We start from the raw sequence: 23,714 nt of genomic DNA, 5'->3' as shown, positions 1-23,714 counted from the left end.
GTTACTCCTCCTTTCGCCGTTCACGTAATTTTTTCAGTTTTGCATTAATTTCTGCAGTAGTCGGCACCGCTTGAGAATCATTAGCATTGTTAGTTGTAGTTTTAGCATCCTTTTTGGCCCAATCTGGTAGGGTTTCGCGCTGAACGACCGGCTTACGTCTTCCATACGACTTGGTAGCTTGTTTTTGCTTTTTAGCCTGGCGTTCACGCACAAATTCTAACGCCTTTTGCGGAGTTTTTACGCCATTTTTAATCCACTCGTTGGCGATTGCCTCAACTAAATTTTTATTCAGCGTCGCCCGGCCCTGATCAACCAATACATAGAAAATCAAAAAATTAACGACGCTAACCGGCAGTTGACCCGTTTCCACTATGCCGGTAATTACCCGTCTTTCCGCCGTAGTGGTAAAGCCCCCGGTTTCTTGCTTAATCTGATCAATAAAGTCTACCGGAGCTAATGCATACGTTGACTTAATCACCGTTTGCTCCTCGGCCGTGAGCCCTTCTAAATTGAGCTTTGTAGGCGAAGTTGGCATAGCCGCTGAACTAGCCGTTTTCTTCGCACCTTGCTGATTAGCATTGGCGTATTTTTGGGCGATCCGAGTCTTCAAAGTTCGGCTATCAATCCGATTATCTTGAAAGTTAGTGGCCGACTTAATCAGTTCCGCCATTTCACTTTCCGTAATTCCGTAAATAGTTTGTTCCACCATAATGAGGTGGCGGTTTTCTTCTAGGCTTTGACGATCCACAAAGCTAGTGCTAAGCATTTGAGTAAGTAAGTTAAAGTCAAAATTATTATTGAGCGTTTCTGAATCCGTTTGTGGCTCGTCCGGCTGAATTTGCTTTTGCACGGCAGAGATTGGCCTTGGTTTGTCGACCACGCTGCTGCCAATTTGGAAATAGTCGCCTAAATTTTTAGAGACATCATAAAAATCGGCGTGCTCAACCTGGCGTTTAATTAACCGCCGACTTAACCGTTCAAATTCATTTTCACCAACCGCACCAAGCAACAATGCGCTTAGCGTGTCGTCTTTGAAAAAGGTAATCGGGTCAGCTGGCGCTTGCAAAACGTACAAAAATAACGCCCGATTATCAACTTGTTTACGAAAAGTTTTTAGCAAACCCAAGGCTTCTAACCGGCCTCGCGCTTCCATAATGGCTGGTAAATCAATTCCCAGCCAATTCAGTAATATTGTATGGGTAAACTGTTCATTTAAAACCGTCGCTTCTTCACTTAGTTCCCAAAGCGTCATTGCTAAACTGTACGCATCCGAAGATAATAACGGACGATACAGCGCCGTTAATGCCCGACTTTCGTAGTCGGTCATTTGTCGATCAGTATTCACAATAAACGAGTCGTTTGGTGCTAAGTTACCCATTGGTTCCGTCATTACTTATGATCCTTTTCTTCTTCATCTTTTTTGACCATATCCTGGAGTTCGTTCAAGAAAACGTTCATGTCCTTAAATTGCCGGTATACGCTGGCAAACCGAATATAAGCGATCTCATCTAAATCAACGAGAATGTTCATTACGTATTCTCCAATCACTTGACTAGAAACTTCGCTTTCTCCCAATGAACGAATTTTATTTTCAACCTTGTCCACAATATCAGTCATTTGTTCCATTTTTACCGGTCGCTTTTCTGCTGCCCGGACAATCCCTTTAAGAATCTTATCGCGATCAAATTCTTCCCGCGAACCATTTTTCTTAATCACTAATAACGGGGTGGCTTCCACCCGTTCAAAAGTTGTAAAACGAAAACCACAGTCTTCACATTCGCGCCGACGACGAATTACGCGGCCTTCATCAGTTGGTCGACTGTCTACTACTCTCGAGCCATTATTACCACAATGTGGGCATTTCATATTATTTCACCTCGCCGGTCTTTCCGGATGTCTGGAGTAAATTTTGTTTAACAAGCCATTCTATCACTTGCTTTTGTGTGGCTTCAATACTACCACTACTATCGATGGTTACATCCGCTTTTTTTTGTTTAATTTCAATCGGCATCTGAGCGTCAATTCGTTTTTGAGCATCCTCACGAGTCAAATGATCCCGTTCCATCAGTCGTCGGAGCTGTTCTGCTGGAGTTGTTGAAACCACCATAATGCAATCGACTAAAGTCTCGTATCCTTGTTCAAATAAAACTGGTGCATCTAAAACGACCACGGGCTCCGTCGTAAAACTTTTTAACTGGCGGATGATCTCTTGGCGAATTACGGGTTGGACAATTTGATTTAACTCCCCTAGTTTTTTTGACTCCCCAAAAACTATTTTACCTAATTGCTTACGGTCAACTTGTTTTTGTTCATTTAAAATTGGGGTCCCAAATGCCTTAACTAATTGTACCTTAACCGCTTTAAATTCCAAAACTGCGTGGGCAATTTCGTCAGCGTCCACAATTGGAATTCCTTTATCTCTCAAAAAATTACTAATGGTGGACTTTCCCATCGCAATTCCACCTGTTAGTCCAAGGATCTTAGTCATTTTCTGGCGTTAAAACTTGGCAATGCGGGCAAAAATGAGTACTGCGCTGAGCTACCTTAATTTGTTCGATGGGAGTTTGGCAGCGTGGACACGGTAATCCTTGGCGATGGTAAACGTGCAGCTGGTTTTGGAAACTGCCGGCATGTCCAGTAGCATCCAAATAAGAAAACACGGTGGTTCCTTTTGCCGCAATGGCTTCGTTTAATTCGGCAAAAATACTTTCCCGTAATAATTTAATTTCGGCATCGGTAAGTGAATTAGACCGGCGCTGCGGATGAATTTTACTTAGCCATAAAACTTCATCTGCGTAAATATTGCCCAATCCCGCAATTAACGACTGGTCTAGAAGAAAGCTTTTCATCACCCGTTTACGACTTCGAAGGGCCTTCGTAAGGTAGTCTAACGTCAGCGTTTCTGGCGTTGGTTCGGGTCCGATCGTCTTCAATCCCCCGACTTGCATTTCTTGCCCCGTGGGGGTTAAAACCATTCGACCAAATTTTCGGGTGTCATTATAGCGTAAATCCTGTCCATCATCTAATTCAAAAATAACGTGGTCGTGTTTGTTGTAAGGTTGGTCGCGGTCTACCACCGCATACTTTCCTTCCATTCGGAGGTGGGAAACCATTGAAAGCTGATTACTGAAATCAAAAATCAAGTACTTTCCTCGCCGGCGAATTGTTTCAATTGTTTTATTTTTTAATTCTGCCGCGAACTGGTCCGCTTCAGGGGTGACCATTTTAGGATATCGCACCACCACCCGTTGAATTGTGCGGCCCTCTACCAGACCGACCAATCCGCGTCGTACCGTTTCTACTTCAGGTAACTCAGGCATTTATTCATTCCTCCGTTATTTAGCGTCGTACCAATTATTTCCCCATGAAGTTTCTACTTTTAACGGAACATCCAATTTAATTGCGGAATCCATCACTTTAGGAACTAATTCTTTAATAACGCTCATTTCCTCATCAGGTACTTCAAAAATCAATTCATCGTGCACCTGTAACAACATTCTGGTTTTCAACTGCCGTTTTTCTAACTCGTTTTGCATGTTAATCATTGCAATTTTAATAATGTCGGCCGCACTACCTTGAATAGGGGTGTTCATCGCAGTTCGTTCTGCAAATGACCGAACACTGAAATTCGAAGCGTGAATGTCAGGCAAGTACCGGCGCCGGTGGGCAATCGTTTCTACATAACCCTTCTCGCGCGCAGTTTCTACCGAACCATCTACATATTTTTTTACTCCCGGATATTCTTTAAAGTAAGTGTCGATGAACCGTTTGGCATCCTTACGAGAAATTCCAATATTTTGGGAAAGCCCGTAATCACTAATTCCATAGACAATCCCGAAGTTAACCGCCTTGGCTTGGCGCCGAATGTTAGGAGTCACTTCACTAGCATCCTTCAAACCAAAAATCCGCACCGCGGTACTGGAGTGAATATCTTCGTCCTTCTTAAACGCTTCTTGTAAATGATGATCGCCCGTAATGTGTGCTAACACGCGCAATTCAATTTGCGAATAATCAGAAGATAAAATATGCCAACCTTCGTGTGACGGAACAAAGGCTTGTCGAATCTTCTTGCCTTCTTCAATCCGAATTGGAATATTTTGTAAATTCGGGTCTGTTGATGACAACCGCCCGGTTTGTGTCAAGGTTTGTTGGTAGGTAGTGTGCACCTTTTGATCCGTAGAATGAATCACCTTCAACAAACCATCCACGTACGTCGATTTAATTTTAGCGATCGTCCGGTAATCTAAAATGTGATCAATAATTGGCGAATAGCCACGTAGTTTCTCTAAGACGTTGACCGCTGTCGAATATCCGGTCTTAGTCTTTTTAATTACAGGAAATTCTAGTTTTTCAAATAAAATGTGTCCCAATTGTTTAGGCGAGTTAATGTTAAACTCTTCTCCAGCCTCTTGATGAATCTGACTTTCCAGTTCACTAAGCCGTTCAGTCAATTCGCTTTGCATAGCCCCTAAACGTTCGCGGTCGACCTTAATTCCGCTAATTTCCATCTTTGCCAGCACAATCGATAATGGTAGTTCAATTTTCCAATATAAATCGGCCTGTTGATTGTTAATCAACTCTTCTTGCAAGCGCCGCCCTAGTTCACCAATTACGTCAATTTTGTGGGCGAGGTGCTCTAATAAAACGTCTTTTGCGGGCACCGCCCGTTTAGCTCCGGTACCGTAAACTTCTGCATCGGTTTTAATGTCTTCAATGTCGTGTTCGTGAGCAAGTTGCCCCAAATCGTTAGAATTATCATTGGTATCTAACAAGTAGGACTGTAATAAAATATCGTAGTTAATGCTATTTAAGGTCACGCCTAGTCGATGTAATCCTACGTAAGTACGCTTCCCATCAAAGACGTTTACGACCACCTTTTGGTTCGCTAATATTTCAGATAACGCGGGTTCTCGTAATAATTCAACGTCGTCGCTTACCCAAAGCTCTTTATCAGTTCCAATTGCGAATCCGCAAAATTCAGATAGGTGATAATTTTTCTCTGGCATTTCCAAATAGAAGTTAATTTCTTTCCCCCATTTGGTAAAGTCCGGTAACGTATCCTTCGTTAATACGTGATACGCTAATTTTTCACTTACCTTTTCTTCCGTTGGTTTATTTTGCTGTAACGCTGCTAAGAAAGTCCGGAACTTCATCTTTTGGTAGAACTCTTGTAAAAAGGTGATGTTTTTTCCGTCATACTTTAAATCCGCCAATCCGATTTCTACGGGAGCGTCCCGCTTAATGGTTGCCAACGTCTTCGAAGTGAAGGCTGCATCCCGATCCTCAATCAAGTGTTCCTTCATTTTGCTTGGTTTCAAATCATCCAAATTGTCGTAAAGATTCTCAATTGTCCCAAATTGCTTCAATAACTTGAGGGCGGTCTTTTCACCGACCTTAGTTACCCCGGGATAATTATCGGAAGTGTCACCTGCTAGACCTTTTAAGTCAATAATTTGCTCAGGAGTGATTCCCAGCTTTTCTTTGACGTGGCGCGGTGTATACTCTTCGACCTCGCTAACCCCTTTTTTAGTTACCGCAACGGTAGTTTCTGCACTACTTAATTGCGTTAAATCTCGGTCTCCGGTAACCACCACCACTTCGTAATTGTCACGTTCCGCTGCTAACGATAGGGTACCGATAATGTCGTCAGCTTCATAATTAGGTAATTCATAAGTTTTGATACCGTAACCGGTCAGCAACTGTTTGATATAAGGCATCTGCTCTGATAACTCTGGCGGAGTTTTTGAGCGACCTCCCTTATAATCATCGTACATTTCCGTCCGAAAAGTCGTTTTTCCAGCATCAAAAGCAACCAATGCCGCCGTGGGCTGGTATTGTTTTAAAATGCTGTCCAACATTTTATTGAACCCAAAAATTGCGTTAGTGTGCAGTCCATCCGGATTCTTGAACTTTTCTAGCGAATTATGCAACGCGAAAAAAGAACGAAATGCAATACTGTTCCCATCAATTAACAATAACTTATCTTTTGCCATAGCTTCCTCCGTTTTCTATCTCCCTTAATCATACCAAAAACCGAAGGCCAACGTGAATAAGATTGACCTTCGGTTCTAAATGAAAATTAAATTTTTGATTAATCTCGACTCCAACCAAAAATGGTTAAGAAGTACTGGAATAGGTTAATGAAATCGAGGTATAAACTAAATGCCCCTTGAATGGCAAGTCCCGTTTCAGAAACCCGGTCGCCATAGCTCAAGTAAAGATTCTTCATCGATGCCGTATCAAACATTGACAAACCAGCAAAAATTACAATTCCAATCAAGGAAAAGAAGAACGTTACTGCGCTGCTGTGCAAGAAGAATAGGTTAATCACCGAAACGACCACCATCGCGATTAAAGCAGCCAGTAAATGCGTCCCCAACCGCGACAAATCGCGTTTAGTGGTTAATCCGATCACGCTCATCACGACGAACACGGCAGCTGCCGAGAAGAACGCTCCCGCAATCGTTCCAATGCTGAAGAGCATAAACACGCTTGAAAGCGTGATTCCAAAGAATCCCGAGAACGCAAACAACATTAAGAAACTAACCGTTGGATTTTGTAGCGCCGTCTTCTGCCCAAAAATCATGAAAAGAAATAGCGCAATGAAAATCAGCCAGATTCCCATCCGCCCTTGGCTTAGAAAGGTCATCACCGCTGGGCGCCATACTGTAGCGCCTAAATAAGCAATGATTCCAGAAAAAGCAACCGCGGCCGCCATCCAACCGTACATTTTAGTTAAAAATCGGTTTAAGCCGATTGTATTATTTATTACTCTTGGTTGTTGATCCAAATTGATCCCCCCATTTAAATCTTTCCCATATTGTAACAGGAAAGCAATTAAAAGGCTATCAATCAAAGTCAAGAAAGGTCAAATTTTTACTTTTCCTTAACCAGGGCTTTATAAGCATCTTCGTATTTTAAAATGTCGCCAGCACCCATGAAAACTAGCACCGCATTGTGTTGGTCTGCTAACGCAGATAGGTCGTCTTCATGGATAATCTTTGTGTCATGACCAATTAAATTAGCCAAATCTTGTGACGAAACTTTCCCGTTTGCTTCACGAACTGAACCAAAAATCTCGGTCAAAACAACTTGATCGGCAAGGCTCAAGCTCTTAGCAAAGCCGTCTAGCAGCGCGGCTGTCCGGGTATAAGTATGTGGCTGAAATACTGCAACAATTTTCTTATCTGGGAATTCTTGCCGTGCCGCATCTAGGGTCGCTTTAATTTCTGATGGGTGGTGAGCATAATCATCAATCAAGATGTTATCACCTACCGTAGATTTCGAAAAACGGCGTTTAACTCCTTGGTACGATAGTAATTCCTTTTGGACTAGTGCCAAATCAATCTTTTCAAAGTAAGCTACTGCAATTACGGCTAACGTATTGAGAACGTTGTGCTCGCCAAAAAGGTTGATTTTAAAATGTCCAATTGGTTCACCGCGGTGTTCCACGTCGAATTCTGATCCGGTCGTGGTTCGGACGATGTTTTTCGCCTGAAAATCATCATTGTCTGCAGTTCCATAGTAATAAACTGGAACATCAGCATGCAATTTCCGTAAGCTAGTATCTTCTCCCCAAGCAAAAAGTCCCTTTTTAACTTGACTAGCTGCTTGTTGGAAGGCACTTTCGACGTCGGCCAAATCTTTATAGTAGTCGGGGTGGTCAAAATCAACGTTAGTCATGATCATATAGTCCGGATGGTATGCGATGAAGTGGCGACGATATTCGTCAGCTTCAAACACGAAAAACCGGGCATCGGGAACCCCTTTACCAGTACCATCGCCAATTAAGTAACTAGTCTTGTCTACTCCGCCAAGCACGTGAGCCAATAAACCAGTGGTGCTGGTTTTTCCATGAGTCCCCGCCACTCCAATACTGGTGTATGCGGCTAATAATTGTCCTAAAAATTCATGATAACGAACGACCTTTAAGCCCATTTCGCGAGCGCGTTTTATTTCAGGATGGTCATCAGTAAAGGCGTTTCCCGCAATCACCGTCAAACCTTCACGTAAGTTATCCGGGTTGAAAGGTAATACCTTAATGCCTGCTGCAGCAAGACCGTCTTGGGTAAAAACGTAGCCGTCTACGTCAGAGCCCTCAACTTGATAACCTTCGTCATGTAAAATTAATGCTAAAGAGCTCATTCCGGACCCTTTAATCCCAATAAAATAATAAATTGTATCTTTATCCACCTTTACCACTCCCATAATAAATTGTTTTCAGTTTACCACAATATTAATCATCATTTTCTTCTGGGTGATAAAAAACTTCGCGAGGCTTAGAACCCCGTGATGCCGAAATATATCCTGATTCCTCTAACTGGTCAATGATCGTTGCCGCCCGGTTATATCCAATTGAGAAAACCCGTTGTAATTTTGAAGTTGAAATGGTGTCTTCTTGAGCAATGTATTCAAGGACGTCATCCATCAACTCGTCCGTGCTATTTAGCTCCGCACTCTTTTCCTTCAGTTCGGTTGGGTTGAATGCGTAATGCGGCGCCGCCTGTTCACGAACAAAATCAGCAATATCATCAATTGCGTCACTAATAAACGCTCCTTGTAAACGCACCGGATTGCTCTTTCCGTTACCAAGGAACAGCATGTCTCCTCGTCCAAGTAATCGTTCCGCTCCACTTTGATCCAAGATGGTTCGTGAATCTACTTGACTAGAAACCATGAACGCCACCCGGGTTGGAATGTTGTTTTTAATTAACCCCGTGACCACGTCCACGCTAGGTCGTTGGGTAGCAATCAGCAAATGAATTCCCGCTGCCCGTGCTTTCTGGGTGATCCGCACGATGTAATCTTGCACTTCAGCTGCCGAGACCATCATTAAATCAGCTAATTCATCAATAATCACCACAATGTATGGCATTTGGTTAGCATCGTCTCCTGCGCGACGGGCCTTTTCATTAAATTGTTCTAAGTTACGGGCTCCAGCAGCTGCCAAGCGTTCGTAACGTTGATCCATTTCGTTGGTAACCCACTTCAATGCGGCAGCTGCCGCTTGAGGATCCGAAACGACCGGTGCTAGTAAATGCGGCAGCCGGTTATACGGTGCCATTTCAACGGCCTTCGGATCAATCAGCAACAACTTCAGCATTTGCGGAGTTGCCTTATATAGTAAGGATACCAATACACTGTTAATGAACACACTTTTACCAGAACCAGTGGCACCAGCAATCAATCCATGCGGCATTTTCCGTAAATCATAGACTTGCGGTTTACCAAATAAATCGACCCCTAGAGCGATCGTAAGTGGCGATTTACTTTCTTGAAATACGGGCGATTTAATAATTTCACTAAGCGGAACTGGCCGCGGATGCGGATTAGGAATCTCAATTCCAACGGTATTTTTCCCAGGAATTGGGGCCTCGATTCGAATATCCCGCGCCGCTAATTGCAGCTTTAAATCATCCGTTAAATTAGTGATTTTGTTAACTTTAACTCCGCGTCCAAGTTCAATTTCAAACTGGGTGACGGTTGGCCCCACCGTCCAGTTGACTACTTTCGCGGTAACTTCAAAGGCGTTTAACGCATCATCCAACCGCTGCGCTTGGTCGGCAACCCATTGGTCTTCATCTCCGTTTTGAACGACAGGATCCGGTAGTAGGTCTAAACTCGGAAAATGGTACCCGAGCATTTGTTTAGTGGTTTCTTGCGCTACTGGAATTTGTGGTTCTTTAACCGAACGAGCGGGTTCCCATGCCATTTGCTTTGGGTTAGTAACTTTTTTAGGTACTTCCACCGGCTGAGTAAAACTCTTCGACGTTCCACTAGCCGTTTTTGCACGTTCGTCTAATTGTTGCGCCGAAGCTGGCGGAATTGCTGCAGACGGAGCGGTCGATTGAGTAACCGGCTTAGTTTCCGGTGCTCCCGGAGCAGCGCTTGCTAATGAATGACTTTGCTCCTCGCGCGAAGTCGTAGTGTTAGAATCGCTGGCCGCCGATTCATCAAGTACCGGGTCGTTTAACTCTTGGCGACTAGTTAGTTGGCGCTTGGCTTGATTCAATCTGGGTAAAGGTCGCCGAGTTAATTCGTAATTACTAATTGGCAACCGGAATCGACGTACAGGTCGACTATCAACCGAATTAGTCGAATCGGATTCCAAACGTGCTGAAGACCTAACTGTACTTTTGAGATCACTTGCTTCGGTGTCAGGGGCTTGCGTTTGCGCCAATTTTTGCTGAATTGCGGGCGTAAATGGATGATCCGACTTCAACCTCTTCGCTGAATCCGTTGGTTTTCTAACCGAATGGTCGTCCATTTTGAGGCCTTTTTTGCGAAAAAAAGCCGGTCCATCGTATTTAACCATTTAAATCCTTCCCTTATTAGTCAAAAATATGATTTCCCTTTGCGAAATCAAAAGCCGTTCCTACTTCAAAATTATCTGGTAAAATTAAGGCACCCTTTTTCTGAGGTGCATTTTTTAAGTGCAGTTCTCGTCCGGAAGCAATCATCCCGTCACTAGAAACACCGCGCAGTTCACCAGGCCATATAATCATTCCATCTGGCATCATGGCGCCTACCTTAGCCACCACAACTTTAATATCAGCCTTCATGTTCGGCGAGCCGCTAACAATTTGAAGTGTTTCGCCATTGTCAACTTCGGTTTCGGTAATTTGAAGGTGATCGGAATCGGGGTGCGGCTTAACCGTTTTAACGTACCCAACCACGAACTTAGGACTTTCGTCAGCAACCAATTCATCTGCAAAACCTGCCTGCCGCAACTGTTCATTTAGCTTTGTAACTTGCGCGGCAGTTAAGGTAACCGATCCGTGGCCATCTAACTCGGGTAACACGTTGCTAACTTCTAAGAAATTATATCCGGTGGTAACGTTACTATCGGCGTCAAAAATCCGCACTACGTTATCCTTTTGCTCCACCGCCTGCTTTTCCGCGTCAGGGTTAACCATGGTAATTAAAATATCTCCCATTGTTTTTGGATTATAACTAGCTACTAACATCTCAATTCTCCTTAAATATTACTTTTTAATTCTCAAACCATTCCCATTAATGTTAGAATTAATGGAAAAGGAAGTGTTTTCATGTCATCTAAAACATCTGCGTTAACTGCACTAACCATCACCGCTTTAGCTTCGTTCGCCGTAGGCACGTTGGTGGCAACTCAGATTAAGGGACATCGTAAAGTTCGTCCCCAAGCCGCCCTTGCGCGTGTCCGGCGTTCTTTTGAAGAAGAGGGGCCCGTTGAAGGCGCTTGGATCGAGTCCAAGCCATCTCCACTTAATCGGCATGGTCTAAAGGCCTCCGTATATTACGGCGGCATCACCAAATACGAAAATAACGAACTAATTCAATACGAGTTCATTGCCGACGCCTACACCGGCACAATTATCGACATTTACCGTCGTTAATTTCTTAATCATAACCAAAGCAAGCCGAGAAAAATTTTCTCGGCTATTTTTGTGTCTCTGCCGGTTTAGTTGCCTAATCTAAAAATGAGCAACTAACTTGTAAATTGGTTGGCCCTTTTCACTAAACTTATGCTCGTATTCCGTTTCAACGTTGTCTTCGTTTTCGGGACTATTGTGTAAGTCTAACCAGACTCCTTCAAAAATCATCCCGTAATTATTGAGACTAGTCAATGAATACTCAAAAAGCCCCTGGTTGTCCGTTTTAAACTCTAATTTACCGTGTTCGACTAAAATTTGTTCGTAAACTTTCAAAAAACTTTTATAGGTTAATCGACGTTTTTCGTGCCGGGTTTTAGGCCATGGATCTGAAAAATTCAAAAAGAGCTGGTCTACTTCACCATCTGCAAAATAATCGGTTAATTCTGCGCCATCCGCATGTAAAAATTGTAAATTAGGGAGTTCTTCTGCTAAGGCGTTTTTTAGCGCAATCGCCACCACTGTCTTTTGAATTTCAATCCCAATAAAATTGTATTGGGGATACTTTTTAGCCATGTTGATGATAAACTGTCCTTTACCAGTCCCCACTTCGATCCAGAGTGGTTGTTGCTTAGCAAAACGTTCATGCCACTTTCCTTTATAAGCCTGTCCATTTTCAACAACCATTTCAGGGTGCTCCGCAATCAACTTGGGAGCCCATGGTTTATTTCTTACTCGCATAATTACCTCTTTTATCTGTTTATTTTTTTAATATAACGCGGTACTAACCACCGGCTTAGCAACCAAGCCGTGATTGCTTGGACTACGATTGCCCATCCTAAAAATGAGAATGACCAATTAGTCACGCAGCCGGCCAGCGTTAATAAAATCGCGCTTAATAGTATGATTCTTTTTAAGACGGATAACAAGCCCTTTTGTGCCATTTCTGCGTCAACTGGGTACACTTGCACCATTGAATTTGCCTGAACGGGCCGGTAAACGTCTACTAATTGAATCACGATTAAATACGTGGTTAACGCGCCCACCATCAGTTTCAACCATTCCTGATCACTGTACGCCACAATTAGCATGCCCACAATTAAGAGCCGAATCATCAAGCTTCCTAGGTCACCGCTCCGGACAATCATAATTGAGTATAGGTAAGAAAACATTGATGATTTTCCTGCCAAAAATTTCACTAAACCATCGGCATAGCGACGTCGTTTAGCCTTAACGGTCAAATTTTTCACGGTGGTAAATAGGCTGAAGAAGCGGTATAACCGTCCCATTCGTTTTTGTTCCGCATCGATCGCCGCCTGCCAATTGAAACTGCCACTTTCCATGAGGTGGTTTAGGCGCTGCCACTCTAATACTAACCACCCCAACATTAGCATTGCGGCTATTAAAGGGAATCTTATGATTAAGCTAATAATAATCGCGTCAATGAGCAACGTGATTTTCCGGTCCCACCGCGGACCTGCAAAGTAACAGCCTTGATACCGAATTAATACGTTGGTAAAACTGCCTAATATAACTGTTAGGATAACTCCCACCACCAAGAATAGTTGGTGGTAAGCCAAAGCTAACAACGGAAAAAGCAACAGGCTACCGATGCCAACCGGAATTAAAACTGAAATTAACGTCCGACGTAAAGATTTCCTTAAATAAGCAGAAATATTTTTCTCCTGACTCATTAAAAATACGGAATCAGCATTTTTAAACAATAGCACTGGCTGACCAGGTAAAGTTAGTAAAAAACTAACTACTGCCACTAAAATCAGGCCATAATTTGGCAGAGGCTGTAAAGTCTTCAGCCAATTAGCGTACGCTAACCCTAAGCCGCCCCCAAAAAATAGCAGGGCTAAAACTAAATGATCATTTAATACGTATTTTAAATATTTGAGAATTTCAGATTGGTAAGCTTTAGCTCGCTGTTGCCACAATTCACTCATGACGCTCACCCTTTGCAATCGACAAATAAATATCGTTCAAACTAGCTGTGGGAGCATTAAACTGCGTTTGGAAGTCATCCAGTGTACCAACCGCCTTTAACTGCCCTTCGTTAAGCAAAGCAAAACGGTCACAGTACTTTTCTGCCGTATCAAGCACGTGAGTAGACATTAGTACCGCCGCGCCCTGTTTTTTCTTTTCGTTAATAATTCCTAATAGGTCATCAATGGCTAGCGGATCCAACCCTAAAAACGGTTCGTCAATCACAAAAAGCTGGGCGTCAGTCATGAACGCGCAAACAATCATGACCTTTTGGCGCATCCCTTTTGAGAAGTTTGCAGGAAACCATTCGAGTTTGTTTGCCAAACGGAATTTTTCTAAAAGTTCCATGGCATTCTTCCACGCGGCCTTTTCATCCAGGTCATAAGCTTTAATGGTAAGTTCTAAATGCTCTTTTAGCGTTAACTCGTCGTACAAGACCGGCATCTCGGGAATGTACGCCAACTGTGATTTGTAAGCTGCCGGTTGCTGGCTTAGTTGGATATTATTCAAACTAATAGTTCCTTGCATGGGTTGCAACAAACCAATTACGTGATTAATGGTGGTTGACTTTCCGGCGCCGTTTAACCCAATCAAGCCAACCAATTCGCCTTCGTGTACTTCTAAATTTATATCTCTAATGACTGGCGTTTGCGTGTATCCGCCGGTCAAATGCTCAATCTTTAGCGTCAATTTATAATCCCCAATCGTATTGAAAATCTCTCATCGATTATACCACATCCCACTCGAAAACCCGGTCGCCAATCCGCACAATTACGCAATTTTCGTGTATAATTAGCCTGTGTAAGACAAGTTTTGTATTGGAGGTAATTTTATGGACGAAAATTGCGTATTTTGTAAAATCATCACTGGTGACATTCCTAGTTACACCGTCTACGAAGACGACGTGGTAAAGGCTTTTCTAGATATTTCGCAAGGAACCCCTGGTCACACGTTGGTAATCCCCAAAAAACACGTGCCGGATATCTTTAGTTACGACCCTCAGCTTGCAGCCGACGTATTCTCCAGAATACCTAAGATTGCTAGAGCCGTTCGCGACAGTAACCCAGATATTAAGGGAATGAACATCATTAACAATAATGGCAAAATTGCTTACCAAAGTGTTTTCCATTCCCATTTCCACCTCGTTCCTCGCTATACCGACCATGATGATTTTGGCATGCGGTTTGTGGACAACAGTAGTCACTACGACGAAGCTCAATTAACCAAAATTCAAAATCAAATTAAAGATAATTTAGGTGAATAACATGGCAAAAAACAAACGGCACCCTTGGCTAAAAGGAATTGTAGGTTCTTGGGTAGGCTGGCAAACGGTTAAATACGTTAGCCAGCACCCCCACTTCTTAAGGGATTTAAAACATTCGGTAAAAAATTATGCTCAAGCCATTAGCGACTTTGGAGACGCTCTCCAAAGCCTACGTTTAAACACGGCTCAAATGAAGGTTGAAATAAAAAAGAGTGAAAAGACCTTTAACGAAATTCAGCAATCGGTTGACCGTTTTCAATACAAACTAGAACCTCGGATGGCAAAAATCAGTGAGTTGCAAAATCATCTTAGCAATGAGCTTAATCAGGTGCAAAAGGAAGTTGTTGCTAAAAAAAGAAAATGAGCCAAATTTTTTCTTAAGATTATCCGAAAAAGTTTATCGAAACCTTAATTATGTTATGATAGGTGCTGAGTTTAACTAATACTAATTGTTAGGATGTGTGGATTTAATGAAAAAAGTTTTACTTGGATTCGCTAGCATTGCGATGGCTTTTACCTTAGCTGCGTGTGGTAGCAAGACGGTTGCCACTACTTCAGGTGGTAAAATTACTCAGGATGAGTATTACAGCAGTTTGAAGGACACTTCAAACGGTAAGCAAGTTTTACAAGAAATGATTGTTAACAAAGTTCTTGAAAAGCAATACGGTGACAAAGTTACTAAAAAGGTTGTCGATAAGCAGTACAATGCTTATAAAGATCAATACGGCTCTTCATTTAAAGACATTTTAGCTTCGAACGGTATGACTGAAGCTTCTTTACGTAAGCAGATTCGTTCTAATGCGTTACTAAAGGAAGCTGTCAAGGACAACGATAAGATTAGTAGTTCAGACCTTAAGAAAGAATGGAAGTCATACCAACCAAAGGTTACCGTAGCGCAAATCTTAGTTTCTAAGAAATCAACTGCTGAAGACGTTATTAAGCAACTTAACGACGGCAAGGATTTTGCTAAATTAGCAAAGAAGTATTCTACAGATTCTTCAAGTAAGAATAAGGGCGGTAAAATTGCCCCATTCGATGACACTAACACTACTTTAGATTCTGACTTTAAGGATGCTGCATTTAAACTTGACGAAGGCAAGTACACTACTAAACCTGTTAAGACTCAATACGGTTACCAAGTAATTAAGATGCTCGACAAGCCTGCTAAGGGTAAAATGTCCGATCATACTAAAGAATTAAAAGAACGAATTTGGAACAAAGACATGAGCGATGCTCCTACTCTTCGTAAAGTGATCACCAAAGTACTTAAGAAGGGTAACGTTACCATCAAGGATAAGGACCTTAAGAACGTCTTAGATGAATATTTAGGTAACTCTTCATCCTCATCAACAAGCAGTAAATAGTTTATATACAAGGTGTGTTCCAAACCTTTGGTAGTTTGGGAACCTTAACCTGAATCGGTACTATACCTAAATCTGGCATAGTGCCGCTTTTTGGTTAAAGAGCCTGAATTGAAACTTAATCTACTAAACTAAAAACGCTTCTCAAGAATTTTTAAATTTCTTGAGAAGCGTTTTTTACTTTTGAATCTGCCGATCTTAATTAATAGACTCAGTCTATCAAATAACTTAATTACTTAGTTTCTGGTTTATAGAACCGCCGGCCATTCATTCCAAAAATTCGTTCACTAAAATGTCCCTCATCCGTATTCTTCAAAGCTCCCGAGACCATTTGGATTTGGGCATCTAAGTCATCTAGCGAATGGAGCACCACTGCTTCAAGCATGTGGGGCTCGATTGGTGACCCGTATTCCCGTAATCCATGGTGAGAAACTAACAGATGACGTAATATCACTAAAGATTCACCATTTGGATCAATTTTCAGTGCTTGGGCAGCCTCCACTACCTCTTCGTCAATAATTACAATGTGTCCTAAGAGATTCCCTTCCACCGTATATTGAGTAGCAACCGGCCCAGAAAGTTCGATGGTTTTACCTAAATCATGCAGAATTGCACCGGCAATTAATAACGATTGATCAATATTTTCATATTGTTGGGCAACTGCCTTGGCCAATTTAACGATTGATAAAGTATGGAAAGCTAATCCTCCCTCAAAAGCGTGGTGATTTGACTTAGCCGCCGGAAAATCAAAGAATTGCTGATCGTACTTCTTTAGCAAGTAACGGACCACCCGGTTCCAATCCGGATTACTAATTTCAAATACTAATTGTGCAAAGGCTTCCCGCAATTCAGTCACCGAAACCGGAGCTTTTTCAGTGTACGCCGTGGGGTCGGCAGGTTCGTCTTCGGTTGCCAAACGCATTGCCATAATTTTAACCTGGGGAGCTCCCTTATAAGTTTCACGTTTCCCCTTTAGAAGAACCACCCGCCCAGATTGAAATTGTTCGAAATCAGTGGCGGTTGCATCCCAATAATTTCCCCGAATTTCACCAGAACGGTCTTGGAAAACGAGCGAAATAAAATCTTTGCCAGTCTTGGTCACCCGTTTTTCGGCATTTTTAATCAGGACAAAAAGCTCCATTTCTTCGTCATTCTGAAAATCAATTAATTTTTTAGTCAAACCTGCGTTCCTCCCTTATTTTTCGTTTAGATCAACCACGTTACGTTGGTCTACCAGTTGATAAACTTCTTTTTTGGCCGAGAAGTAAATAATCTGGGTTTGTTGAGCAATTTGCTTAAGTAAACCAAATGTTTCTGCTAAACGTTGGTCATCAAAGGCTACAAAAGCGTCATCGATAATAATTGGCAGATCCACGGTATCCGCAAACGCCTGCATAAACGCAAAACGAATGGAAATATATAGTTGTTCCAAAGTTCCTTTAGACAGTTCCCCTAATTCATAAGCTTGCCCATTTTGGTCAACCACGTGAATAGCATCGTCATTATCAAATTCAATTTGATGATAACGTTGGTTCGTAATTTTAGCAAAGTACTCGTTGGCTTGTTGAATAATTAAGGGCAGCCGTCCTTTGGTAGCCACTCCAAGGGTTTCATCAACCCACTTTGCCCCTAATTGTAGCGTTAACCACTCGTCAATTAAATCTTTTAGCTCAGTTTCTTCTTCGGCAAGGGCTTGTTGTTCATTTAAAATATCAATTTGGTTCTTTAAACCGGTTAATTCCCCGATTCGCTGGGTTCGTTCATCCACTAGCGCTTGTTCTTGGGCCTTTAATTGCTGTAATTCGGCCGTTAGTTTGCTTTGTTGCGCTTGTAGTTCGGTAAGTTCCGGATACTTTTGCAATTCCGTCTGAATTGCGGGATCCACCGTTTTTTCTAAATCACGTAACCGGACCGCTTGCTTCTGTGTTTCAGTTAATTGCGCCAGCCATTCGTCAAAGTGATCATCCAGTGGCGGTATTGCAAATTGCGCAAACTTAGTTCGTAATTGTTTTAATTCCGCCTGCTGCTCGGCCAAGTTTTGCGTCAAAATTTTCTGAGTCTGCACTTGGCTTTGCTGTTGTTGAATTTGCTGAATTCGCTCGGTCACCCATTTGGTAAGTTCGTTTAGCGATGGTTGGGGCTGGGCTTCGTCAATTTGTAAGATTGGTTTTGCCGTTTGCCAAAAATCAGCAAGCTTCTCCCGTAAAACTGCTTGCCGTTGTTTCAGTTCGGCCAACCGTTGTCCTAACTGCTGATAGTTCACCACTTCGTTTTGTAAAAATACCCACTCCGTTGCCGGAACCACGTCAAATCCAGTTTGACCACCGATTTGACGAAGCTTTTCATCAATTTTTCGCCCATTTGTTTCCGCGGTTTGCAAATCATCCGTCGCATTGTCTGCTGGTTGAGCAGGCTGATCAACTTGCTTAACCACCGCATATGCCCCCAAAATAATTACGGCTAGTAAAATTAGTTTAATAATTGCGTTAATCGGTAAGAAGAAATCAACCGCTGCTAAAACAACTCCCACGCCCCAAATCAGGTTGCCGTCGGTCGACTTGTTTGTTGAAGCAGTTTGGCGCGACGGCACACTTCTCAATTGGTTAACTTTGGCAGCCACTTGAGCTTGTTCTTGCAAAAGTTGTTTAACTTTCTTAAGGGTGGCAGAATCCATTGGTTCCACGCTACCTAAGTCGACCGAATTATTCTCTTGTAATTCGGCAAGTTGGTTGGTTAATTCGGTTTGTTGCTGCTGTGCTTTATCTAATTCATCCCGATTAACCTTAGCTACCGGTAGCTTAGCTTGCAGATCCATTAACTGATCTAAATCATCCGCTTTCTGCGCTAAAGGCGGCAAGTTTTGTAGCTTTTGCTGAGTCCGTTGGCAATTTTCCTCTACTTTCCGAATTTGATCCGCTAGTCGACTAATTTGTCCTAAATCCAATTGCAAATCAGCTTTAGATGCCTTTTGAACTCTTTGCCGTAACGTAGTGATTTTTTGGTAGTTACTCCACGCGTCTAATAATTTTTGCTGGTGGCTAGTTTGCTTGGATAATTGACTAATTTGCTGCCGGATTTCTTGTAATTCTGCGCGGTTTTGATCTTCTAAAGCCTTTGCACTTTGGTAATCCGGTAATTGATCACGGTCATCTTGTAAATGCTGTTTAGCTTTCTCATAATGCTTAATTTTTTTATCTAGCTCGCGGGTCCGTGAACTAGCTGTATGCATTTTATCAGCATCTTTTTTTAAATCTTTTTCAAATTGAATCCATTCTTCGCTGCCCACGGCGCCCATGCGTAAAATATGGCGACGTAAATCGTCCCGGTTTCCCAAGTCGTTAAAATCATCTAAGTCACTTTGGTTAAAACCTAGCAAACGTTCGTATGTATGTTGGTCAATTGGGCCCAACATCTCACTTAAGAAATCGTTAGTAACCGTACTTTGATCAAGTAAATCCTTGATGGTTACCGTACCGCCATTTTTTCCCTTCACGCGCTCAATTCGATACGGGTGATTTTGGTAGTCAATTTCAATAGCCCCGCCATATCCAGCCGAACCACGTCCTTTTTTGGGTACGTATTTCAAATATTTGTTACTACCCCTTCCTTGAGCAAAACCAAAGAAAACGCTGTAAATGAACTGTCGCAGGGTCGATTTACCAGCTTCATTAAGCCCGTAAAACACTTGTAAATCGTTTTGTAAATCGAACGTCACGTTCTGCCATTTACCAAATCCATAGATTTCAATTCGCTTAATTTTCATCGTTAATCATCCCCCAGCGCATTGCGTTGTTGTAGCATAATTTCAACTCGTTCGCGGAGTTCTTCTGGATTAAAATCGGCTTGATAAGCTTCAGCGATAAAATCCAACTCCATTAGCCGGCCTAGTTGCTTTTGAACCGTTTTAGGAGTAAAAACCTGTTCAGCGGCCTGTTGCCAATAAGTACGGTCCAATTCGGAAAATACTGGCGTTTGCTCATCAACCTTCAGTAAAATGCGGTATACCCACTCTTCAGCGGAGTCTAATTGCTTTTGTAGCTGAGATAGTCCCAGGCCATTACTTAATTCTTCCAAAACTTCGGGTGCCAGATGGTTACTTCCGGCTAAACTAACACTCATTAATTTAAAGGAGGGAGACGTAATGGTATTGGCTTTTTGTAAGATGTTGCCCAATACGCTTTGAAAGTCCGCTCCCTCTTCAACAGCCACCGTCAAACTCTGCCATTCCACCACGTCGCTACGGACAAATTCTACCTTAGCCTTTTGGTTAGATTCCAAAGTAACGAGGCTGGCACCTTTCGCCCCAGGCTCATTAATGTGTCGTCCCTGCGTATTTCCAGCATAAGCGATTACGGGATCCTCGTGCAAAATCTGGCGCTTGTGGATGTGTCCTAAAGCCCAGTAATCGTAATTTTTATCTAATAATTGGCTAAGGGTAAACGGCGCGTACCTTGCTTCACTGGCGTGTAACCCATCCATACTCCCGTGTAAAAGACCAATTTGGAAATCAAATTGTCCGTCATTAGTTGGGTACTCTTCAATTCGCGAAGTTACTTCCGCCCGTTTGGCGTAGCTAAAACCAGTCAATCCCACGATCGTTCCGTCCGTCGTCGTTAATTTTTTAGTTTCTACTTCTGGACCAAATATCGTGACGTTTTCTGGAAAGATAGTTGTTGGGATTTTAGCGTTAAGGTAATCGTGATTTCCGTAACTCAAAAAGACTGGTATTTTAGCTTGGTTTAGTATGTCTAACTGGTCCACCGCAAAACTCAACGTATCAATATCGGGACTAGGATTATCAAATAGATCACCCACAATACAAACAAAGTCAACCCGTTGTTCGATGGCTGTCTGCACTAACTTTGCAAAAGCCGATTTTGTCGAATTAACCACTACCTTACGTAAGCGTTCCGGTATGTTTTTTAAGCCCCGAAACGGGCTACCTAAATGGACGTCCGCTACGTGCATAAACTTCATTTTTATCCCCCTTATCAGCATTACTTTTATCAAAAATAAGGCTGGAAAAAGTATCCTTAATCAAGGAATTTCTTTTCCAGCCTCTTTTTCGTTTTATTATCCTTACCAATTTTAAATCGGCCTACTACTTACGCAGCAATTTACCGAACGAACAACATCACGTCGCCGGCCAAGAATTATCCTTGATACAACTCTTGGATCGGCTTCATGATGATTTGATTAACGTCATTAATCAACTGATTAAGACTCCGCTCTTTGTCCATCAAGTCTTTAATCAAGTCCACTTTTTCGATTTCACCAGCAACTTCGTGAACCTTTTTAATTTCGTCTTCGGTTAACTCTTCGCCGTTCATTTGTTTTTGTTGAAGCGAACTTTGAATATCTTGAAACTTCTTATACAAAGCACTTGCGTTCTCGTCTTGTTGAACTTTTTCAAAAGATTGTTTCAAATTTTGGTATTCGTTGGTTAGACGGAGCTCTTGTTCCATTTTATTTGCGGTATCATAAATGTTTACAGTCATAGTGCGCCTCCTCTGATTTAACAGTTCAATTATATCATTTAGAACTAATTTTTAATACTGGAATCACTGCCCCATGATAAACTTTTTCGCGTCTTTGAAAAGTTCACCAGCCTTTTCTTTAACACCGCTAGCACCTTTGGAAATACTGTCTTTAATGGAAGAAGTTCCATCTTCAATATTATCCCAAAGATTTCCCGCATTACTGTTGCCATTATTGTTAGCTAGCGATGACGCAGATTTAACTTGGAACGACGTGCCCTTAGTATTTGGTAGAATTTCACTCATTTCGGCTTTGAACATGCTGTTCATCCCTACACCAGTTATATTTTCCAAATGATGGTCTTTATTAGTGTCGTCAAATCCTTCCCAAGTAGCGACCACCACGTCCTTAGTGTAGCCAACCATCCATTTATCCCGGGTAGCTTCCGAATTTCCGCTGGTATCGGCTTCGGTACTACCAGTCTTACCAGCAATTGTATAACCGCTTGGTTCCGCGCCGTACCCAGTTCCAGCGCTATCACCATAAACCCCCAGCATCATGCTAGTCATCTCATTAGCGACCTTCTTGGAAATTACCCGTTTCTTTTCAGGGGTGTTATTAACGATTGTCTTTCCGGAAGCATCCACGATTTTGCGGATAAAACGTGGTTTAGACATGTTTCCATCGTTAGCGAAGGCCGTGTATGCCGAAGCAAGTTGAATTGGGGAGACCCCTTTAGTCAGCCCTCCAAGAGCCATGGCAAGATTTTTGTCGCCCTCACTCGGGTTAAGGCCAAATTTCTTAACGTAATCGTATCCCTTATCAACCCCGATTTTATTTAATAGCCAAACGGCCGGGGCATTTTTACTTTGTTCAAGTGCTTGATACATCGGAATCTTTCCAGAATACTGGTTGTTGTAATTTTCCGGTTTATAGTGATTAGTCCCGTACGATTGTAATTTATCTTCCAAAATCGAACTGTACCGGTAACCACTAGCGAGTGCGGGCGCGTACACCGCGATTGGCTTCAACGTCGAGCCCGGTTGACGTTTAATTTGGGTTGCCCGGTTATAACCCCGGAAGACGTGCTCGCCACGCCCCCCAACAATGGCTTCTACTCCGCCATCATCAGCATTGACCGCTACCGAAGCGGCTTGAACCTTAGTACCGTCGGTAGCATTGCTTGGGAAATTATTCGCGTTATCAAACGTATCCTGCATTCCCGCTTGACTACCTTGATCCAGATAGGTGTAAATCTTGTAACCGCGGTTCATAATGTCCGATTCGGTCAGGCCATAACGGTTAATTGCTTCGTCAATCACCGCATCAAAGTAGTAGGGATACTTATAACCGTCTTCATTGGAATAGTTATTAGACGTAACAATCGGGGTCTGCGCATAACTTTTAGCTTGAGAATCCGAAATTTTTCCCGTCTCCGCCATCAAGTTTAAGACCACGTTTCGTCGAGAAAGAGCGTTTTTAGGGTGATCATCCGGGTTGTACGCGCTAGGATTAGTTAGCATTCCCGCTAACACGGCGGCTTGCGGAACCGTCAATTCGGCAGCGCTCTCCCCAAAGTAACGTTCGGACGCATCCTGCACTCCCCAAACGCCATTACCAAAGTAGGCGTTATTCAAGTACATTGCCAAAATATCTTTTTTGGTATAAACATTTTCCACTTCAATTGATAAAAATAACTCTTTAGCCTTTCGCGTAAAGGTCTGCTGTTGGGACAAAAAGGCGTTCTTTACCAGCTGCTGGGTTAACGTGCTCCCACCACCGGAAATGTAATTGCGCCCCAACACCTTATTCATGCCGTACATCACGAAGGCCCGGGCAATTCCTTTCACCGAAAAACCGTATTCCTTATAAAAATTGCGATCTTCGGTAGCAATTACCGCATTTTGGACGTTGGGTGAAATTTTATCTAAATCTACCCAAGTTCCCTTTTGGGAATATAAGCTCCCCGCTTTTTCATTATGTTTGTCGTAAACTAACGTTGGCTGCGATAAGGCCGCTTTTAAATTTTTAACGTTTGCAGTTTTGGCTTGATACGTTAAAACTGCACTGGTGACAAAAATAACCGCTAAAACAATCACGATAATCCAGCGGGTTAATTGATAACGATGCCAGTACTTGTGTAAAAATGGGTGAATCTTTTGCCAAATCCAGCTAAAAAAGCCCCCAATTTTTTGCAGAAATACTTTAATCGCATTCCAAAAATTTTCCATTTAATATTACCTCATTACAGATTACGATACTGTTGGT

21 protein-coding genes are annotated in these 23,714 nt (G+C 42.5%); 4 read left to right on the top strand and 17 right to left on the bottom strand.

Features of this window, described 5'->3' with window-relative positions:
• Position 1: 1 nt before the first annotated feature.
• From HMPREF0623_RS00780 to ytpR, 9 genes are all read right to left on the bottom strand, one after another.
• Positions 2–1,390 (bottom strand): replication initiation and membrane attachment family protein, encoded by a 1,389-nt coding sequence (locus HMPREF0623_RS00780; protein WP_004165257.1) that lies wholly within the window; start codon positions 1,388–1,390, stop codon positions 2–4.
• A complete protein-coding gene (nrdR, locus tag HMPREF0623_RS00775; RefSeq protein ID WP_002831371.1) occupies positions 1,390–1,866 on the bottom strand; it encodes a transcriptional regulator NrdR in 477 nt (158 codons plus the stop codon). Before nrdR ends, HMPREF0623_RS00780 begins: the two co-directional genes overlap by 1 nt.
• A gap of 1 nt (position 1,867) precedes the next feature.
• Positions 1,868–2,488: a dephospho-CoA kinase gene (coaE, locus tag HMPREF0623_RS00770; RefSeq protein WP_004165259.1), complete on the bottom strand. Its 621-nt coding sequence runs from the start codon at positions 2,486–2,488 to the stop codon at positions 1,868–1,870.
• A complete protein-coding gene (gene mutM, locus HMPREF0623_RS00765) occupies positions 2,481–3,320 on the bottom strand; it encodes a bifunctional DNA-formamidopyrimidine glycosylase/DNA-(apurinic or apyrimidinic site) lyase (RefSeq protein ID WP_002831369.1) in 840 nt (279 codons plus the stop codon). Before mutM ends, coaE begins: the two co-directional genes overlap by 8 nt.
• A 15-nt stretch (positions 3,321–3,335) precedes the next feature.
• A complete protein-coding gene (gene polA, locus HMPREF0623_RS00760; RefSeq protein WP_004165675.1) occupies positions 3,336–5,993 on the bottom strand; it encodes a DNA polymerase I in 2,658 nt (885 codons plus the stop codon).
• A 98-nt stretch (positions 5,994–6,091) separates the two neighbouring features.
• On the bottom strand, positions 6,092–6,862 hold the full coding sequence (locus HMPREF0623_RS00755) for a Bax inhibitor-1/YccA family protein (protein ID WP_002831365.1): 771 nt from the start codon (positions 6,860–6,862) through the stop codon (positions 6,092–6,094).
• A gap of 14 nt (positions 6,863–6,876) precedes the next feature.
• Positions 6,877–8,193 carry a UDP-N-acetylmuramate--L-alanine ligase gene (gene murC / locus HMPREF0623_RS00750; RefSeq protein ID WP_004165261.1) on the bottom strand — a complete coding sequence of 439 codons (1,317 nt, stop codon included), beginning with the start codon at positions 8,191–8,193 and terminating at the stop codon, positions 6,877–6,879.
• Between the two features lie 43 nt (positions 8,194–8,236).
• Positions 8,237–10,315: a DNA translocase FtsK gene (locus HMPREF0623_RS00745; protein WP_004165672.1), complete on the bottom strand. Its 2,079-nt coding sequence runs from the start codon at positions 10,313–10,315 to the stop codon at positions 8,237–8,239.
• A gap of 16 nt (positions 10,316–10,331) precedes the next feature.
• Positions 10,332–10,967 (bottom strand): YtpR family tRNA-binding protein, encoded by a 636-nt coding sequence (gene ytpR, locus HMPREF0623_RS00740; protein WP_002831360.1) that lies wholly within the window; start codon positions 10,965–10,967, stop codon positions 10,332–10,334.
• A gap of 81 nt (positions 10,968–11,048) precedes the next feature.
• Between ytpR and HMPREF0623_RS00735 the strand changes: the two genes are divergently transcribed.
• Positions 11,049–11,375: a PepSY domain-containing protein gene (locus HMPREF0623_RS00735; RefSeq protein ID WP_002831359.1), complete on the top strand. Its 327-nt coding sequence runs from the start codon at positions 11,049–11,051 to the stop codon at positions 11,373–11,375.
• Positions 11,376–11,453: 78 nt separating this feature from the next.
• Here the strand turns inward: HMPREF0623_RS00735 and trmB are convergent, their stop codons facing one another.
• The 3 genes from trmB to HMPREF0623_RS00720 are packed head-to-tail and all read right to left on the bottom strand — an operon-like array spanning position 11,454 to position 14,033.
• Entirely contained in the window at positions 11,454–12,092 is a 639-nt protein-coding gene (gene trmB / locus HMPREF0623_RS00730) for a tRNA (guanosine(46)-N7)-methyltransferase TrmB (RefSeq protein ID WP_002831357.1), read from the bottom strand.
• An 11-nt stretch (positions 12,093–12,103) separates the two neighbouring features.
• On the bottom strand, positions 12,104–13,303 hold the full coding sequence (locus tag HMPREF0623_RS00725; protein ID WP_004165671.1) for an ABC transporter permease: 1,200 nt from the start codon (positions 13,301–13,303) through the stop codon (positions 12,104–12,106).
• On the bottom strand, positions 13,296–14,033 hold the full coding sequence (locus HMPREF0623_RS00720) for an ABC transporter ATP-binding protein (protein WP_004165668.1): 738 nt from the start codon (positions 14,031–14,033) through the stop codon (positions 13,296–13,298). Before HMPREF0623_RS00720 ends, HMPREF0623_RS00725 begins: the two co-directional genes overlap by 8 nt.
• A 142-nt stretch (positions 14,034–14,175) precedes the next feature.
• Here HMPREF0623_RS00720 and HMPREF0623_RS00715 point away from each other — a divergent pair, with 142 nt between their 5' ends.
• The 3 genes from HMPREF0623_RS00715 (at position 14,176) to HMPREF0623_RS00705 (ending at position 15,971) form a co-directional block, all read left to right on the top strand.
• Positions 14,176–14,607 (top strand): HIT family protein, encoded by a 432-nt coding sequence (locus HMPREF0623_RS00715; RefSeq protein WP_002831352.1) that lies wholly within the window; start codon positions 14,176–14,178, stop codon positions 14,605–14,607.
• Position 14,608: 1 nt separating this feature from the next.
• Positions 14,609–14,971, top strand: a complete 363-nt coding sequence (locus HMPREF0623_RS00710; protein ID WP_002831350.1) for a hypothetical protein — start codon at positions 14,609–14,611, stop codon at positions 14,969–14,971.
• 106 nt (positions 14,972–15,077) lie between these two features.
• Positions 15,078–15,971 (top strand): peptidylprolyl isomerase PrsA, encoded by an 894-nt coding sequence (locus HMPREF0623_RS00705; RefSeq protein WP_002831349.1) that lies wholly within the window; start codon positions 15,078–15,080, stop codon positions 15,969–15,971.
• Positions 15,972–16,200: 229 nt separating this feature from the next.
• On the opposite strand, the gene HMPREF0623_RS00700 is transcribed toward HMPREF0623_RS00705, so the two are convergent.
• The 5 genes from HMPREF0623_RS00700 to HMPREF0623_RS00680 form a co-directional block, all read right to left on the bottom strand.
• On the bottom strand, positions 16,201–17,148 hold the full coding sequence (locus HMPREF0623_RS00700) for a 3'-5' exoribonuclease YhaM family protein (RefSeq protein WP_004165665.1): 948 nt from the start codon (positions 17,146–17,148) through the stop codon (positions 16,201–16,203).
• A gap of 15 nt (positions 17,149–17,163) precedes the next feature.
• A complete protein-coding gene (locus HMPREF0623_RS00695) occupies positions 17,164–19,731 on the bottom strand; it encodes an ATP-binding protein (protein ID WP_004165664.1) in 2,568 nt (855 codons plus the stop codon).
• A gap of 2 nt (positions 19,732–19,733) precedes the next feature.
• Positions 19,734–20,945 (bottom strand): metallophosphoesterase family protein, encoded by a 1,212-nt coding sequence (locus tag HMPREF0623_RS00690; protein ID WP_036671182.1) that lies wholly within the window; start codon positions 20,943–20,945, stop codon positions 19,734–19,736.
• Between the two features lie 176 nt (positions 20,946–21,121).
• Positions 21,122–21,466: a YlbF/YmcA family competence regulator gene (locus HMPREF0623_RS00685; RefSeq protein WP_002831341.1), complete on the bottom strand. Its 345-nt coding sequence runs from the start codon at positions 21,464–21,466 to the stop codon at positions 21,122–21,124.
• A gap of 63 nt (positions 21,467–21,529) precedes the next feature.
• On the bottom strand, positions 21,530–23,677 hold the full coding sequence (locus HMPREF0623_RS00680; RefSeq protein ID WP_002831338.1) for a PBP1A family penicillin-binding protein: 2,148 nt from the start codon (positions 23,675–23,677) through the stop codon (positions 21,530–21,532).
• Positions 23,678–23,714 lie beyond the last annotated feature (37 nt).

It is taken from the genome of Pediococcus acidilactici DSM 20284 (assembly GCF_000146325.1).
GTDB classification, from domain to species: Bacteria; Bacillota; Bacilli; order Lactobacillales; family Lactobacillaceae; genus Pediococcus; species Pediococcus acidilactici.
The sequence above is the reverse complement of the archived record's forward strand: the minus strand, read 5'-3'. Positions and strand labels throughout refer to the sequence as shown.